This window comes from Helicobacter mehlei, from assembly GCF_007280785.1.
In the GTDB taxonomy this organism is placed as follows: domain Bacteria; phylum Campylobacterota; class Campylobacteria; order Campylobacterales; family Helicobacteraceae; genus Helicobacter; species Helicobacter mehlei.
Genome location: NZ_VKGC01000040.1, coordinates 1 through 3,374 on the forward strand (window position 1 = coordinate 1; position 3,374 = coordinate 3,374).

Genomic DNA, 3,374 nt, shown 5'->3' on the forward strand with positions numbered 1-3,374 from the left:
CCCCCCCACCACCGCCACATATAACCCGCACAATTTCCTTGTCGGGGGTTTTATCCCCACCACCCCCCCCTTTTTAACCCCCCCCCCCCCCACCCCCCCCCCCCCCCCCCCCCCCCGATTTCCAAACAAAATAGTTTGTGAAAATATTTAAGGCGTGTTCTTCCTCTGGGGTTAGCATAGTGTCCTCCAATCCTGTTACTTTTAGATACGCTTGAAGTTCCTCCAAGCGCTCCGCTTGAAGTTCCCTTATAAATACCTCTATCACTTCAAAAGCAATTTCCCCATTCTTGGCAAAGGGCAAAAGGATTTTCTCTTGGCTGACCTTAGCCCAGCCGGATTTGTTGTTCCAGTTAAACTTAGCCAAGACCTTATTTAGGCACACGACCAAAAACAAATATTGCAAGCGGTTTAGCTCTTTGCCCTTAAATTTTAGGGCGTAACAATCTTGCAAAAGCGCAAATTCTCTAGGTTGGTAAAAGGCGGGCGCATCCCCATTAGCTCCCACAGAAATCATATTTTCCAGCACCAAAGCCCCCTCTCTTGGCATATAACAGGCGATGCCGTTGTTTTGCGTGGTGCAAGTGATGGCCGGGATATAGCCCTCTTTGGGTTCTGTGGGTAAAAGCCGTTTTTGGTGGCTGTGTTTGGCAGGCTTAAAGACCTCAAAAATCTTCCCTAATTGCACCCCACGCCACTCTAGGGCGCACAAAGCTTGCCAGCTTTTTAGGCGTGGGGGTGGGGCTTTCCCTCTGTGCCTTTGAGCACTAAGGACACTTCATAGGCTAAAAACTCCGCCACACTCCCGCTAAAATCGCCCAGCTTAGGCGTGGTGTCTATCTTTTGGTGTTGGGCGTAGGTCCAGTCCTTACCCTCAGTATTGATTTTATCCTTAATAAAATGGTCTTTATAAAACTTTGGATCTTCATCATGCACCACGATATTTATTAATTCTCGGTAGCGTTCTTTGGCGTGATCGGTGTCGCGTAAATTTGTGCTAGCCCTTGCCTTTTTGCGCGCCGCGCGGGTGTAGCCATCGTTACTAAAGTCTATGAATTTGACATTTTTATTTGGGTCGTGGGGCGTGCCGACATCAAAGACATAAATCGCCGTTTGTACGCTAGATTTGCCCACGAACAAATCTAGGGGCATTTTAATGCTTGCCACTAGGCTGCTATGCTCTAAAATCTTTTTGGTGTAAATGTCGCCATTGCCACTGCCCGCATTCTCTTGGATGATCACCACCGCGCGCCCCTTCTCCATCCTCTCTAATGCCCGCTCTACAAAAATAAAGCCCTTGCCCTTTGCGCTGTAGGGGGGGTTGAGTAAAAACACATTTGCCTTAAAAGGTTCATCCTTAAGATCGCCTTGTTCGTAGTAGATAGGCTTTTTAGCTTCAAAATCCTCTAGGCTATCCTTGTGTAAAAAATTTGCACTCCCATCGCCTAGCAAGAGCATATTTAAAATCCCCATTAAGAAAATATCAATGTGTTTCTCAATGCCTAGCAGTTGTTCGTTTTTAATCTTAAGGATCTTCTCCTCCCTAGCTTTAGGGTCGGCGATCTTGTCCTCGCAATCTTTAATCATTTTATTCATGCTAGAGATCAAAAACGCCCCTGATCCGGCGGCATAATCCCACACGAAGGAATCTTTATTGACTTGGGCTAACTCCACCATTAAATCCACCACCTCACGAGGGGTTAAAACGACATCGTTTTTCTTGTTGTCGGGGACATTAAGCCACTTGGTGAGCACATTAAAGAGCCTGCCCGCAATGTCTGCCGTGCTGGTGAGCTTTTTAACCAAAGGATAAACCCCCTCTAAAAACCGCCCATAAATCTTTTTCAAGGGGCTTTCGGCGGTGTTGGCGGTGGTGTAGCTGTTTAAAGACCACAACTTGGAATGGATAAAAATGGTTTCGAGTTCATTAAGGATTAGCTCGTTTTTTTCTGGGGGCAATTTTTTGGCGTTTAAAAAGGCTTTGATTTTTTTAATGAACTCATGCCCATCGTGGGTATCCTTGTCTTGTTCGCTTTTTAAATCCTCTAAGCCCAAAGCCCCCACTCCGGGGCGATCCTGCATCGCCGCCACGCCTGTAGCTGCCATGATCATCCCTACAAGCAGGGGTACCCGCTTATTTTCCTCAAGGTCTAAAATGTCATCACGCAAGAACTGATTAAGCTTGTTGAGTTGCGCCTCTGTTTGGCTCTCTAAATCCTCAATGGCTTTATTGCGTTCTGCCTCGCTTAAGGTGAGATTGTCTAGGGCTTGCTCTAATTTGCCTAAATCTGCCAAAATCCCCAAATCGCTAAATTCCCCGATCTTTTGGGGCACGGCTAGGTGCTTGGTGTTAAGATAGTAAAGGGCGTATTGCTTGTAGAGTTTGCCCGCTTCTTCATAGCCATTGATCCCTATGGCGATCGCCTCATTGTAGCTATAGCTATAATCTAAAATCGCGTTGGCGTAGTGCAACGCCCCATTGAGGGCGTAATTTTTAATGGCGTTGGTGCTTAAATCTGGGCTATGATCCTTGCCAAACTTGGCTAAACGCCCCTTAAGCCCCTTGACCTCGATCATCACGGGCAATTTGCGTGCGCTGGGCGTGCTTAAAAACAATTTGAGATCGGGGTAATTCTTGCCACTCCCCCCGCTCTTTGAAGGGGCTTGTTCTAACGCCCTTTGGGTTTCCTCATTGATGGGGGCAGTTTTGGCGTAGTAGGCAATGTTAAGGGCTTCTAGCTCTTTTTTGATTCCGTATTCTATGGTTTCTTCTTGGCTGGGCATGTTTCTCCTTTATAAAAGGGGGCATTATAGGGGATTTAAACAAATAAGGGGGTTAAGACAACCTTAAAAAAATTTGTGGTGGATGGCAAAATACTAGCGTCTAGGCTAAGGTGGTTGGCTTAAAGACATTAAAGGGCTAACCGTTCTTACAGACCTATAAAATCCTATAAAACTCTGCAAAATCCTGCAAAGCTCGGATTTCTGCTGTATTCTTGGTTCATCCATGCCTGCTCTGCACCGTTGGTTTTCGGGTGTCTGGCTTTTCGCATGTCCGCAAGCGTTAAAGGTAACGCCTATTTTAACAAAAATTGGGACTATTGGGGCAAAAATGATCCTATAAAAAATTTGTATAGTTTTATTTATAGGTTTTAAGTTGCCGTTTCTAGCCCTTTTTTCAAAAACCATGCTATAATGCACCCTTGTCTTTGACACAGCAAGCTATTAAAATTGACTTTGGGACTTTGTATGCACCTTAAAAACTTGCCTTTATTTTCCGGGGGGGGGGGGGGGGGGCGGGGGGGCGGGGGGGCGGGGGGGACACAGTTAAGTGTATACTGGCAAGGGAGGAAGTGGAATCAGATGTCTCGAAAGAT

Annotated in this window: 2 protein-coding genes; both read right to left on the minus strand. The window is 46.3% G+C overall.

Annotated features, from left to right (window positions below; all coding sequences use genetic code 11):
* Nucleotides 1-73 precede the first annotated feature (73 nt).
* Nucleotides 74-685 (minus strand): restriction endonuclease subunit S, encoded by a 612-nt coding sequence (locus FNE76_RS07920; protein ID WP_214613813.1) that lies wholly within the window; start codon nt 683-685, stop codon nt 74-76.
* 38 nt (nt 686-723) lie between these two features.
* Nucleotides 724-2,781, minus strand: coding sequence for an HsdM family class I SAM-dependent methyltransferase (locus FNE76_RS07925; protein ID WP_143928485.1), 2,058 nt, complete (start codon nt 2,779-2,781; stop codon nt 724-726).
* Between the last annotated feature and the right edge of the window lie 593 nt (nt 2,782-3,374).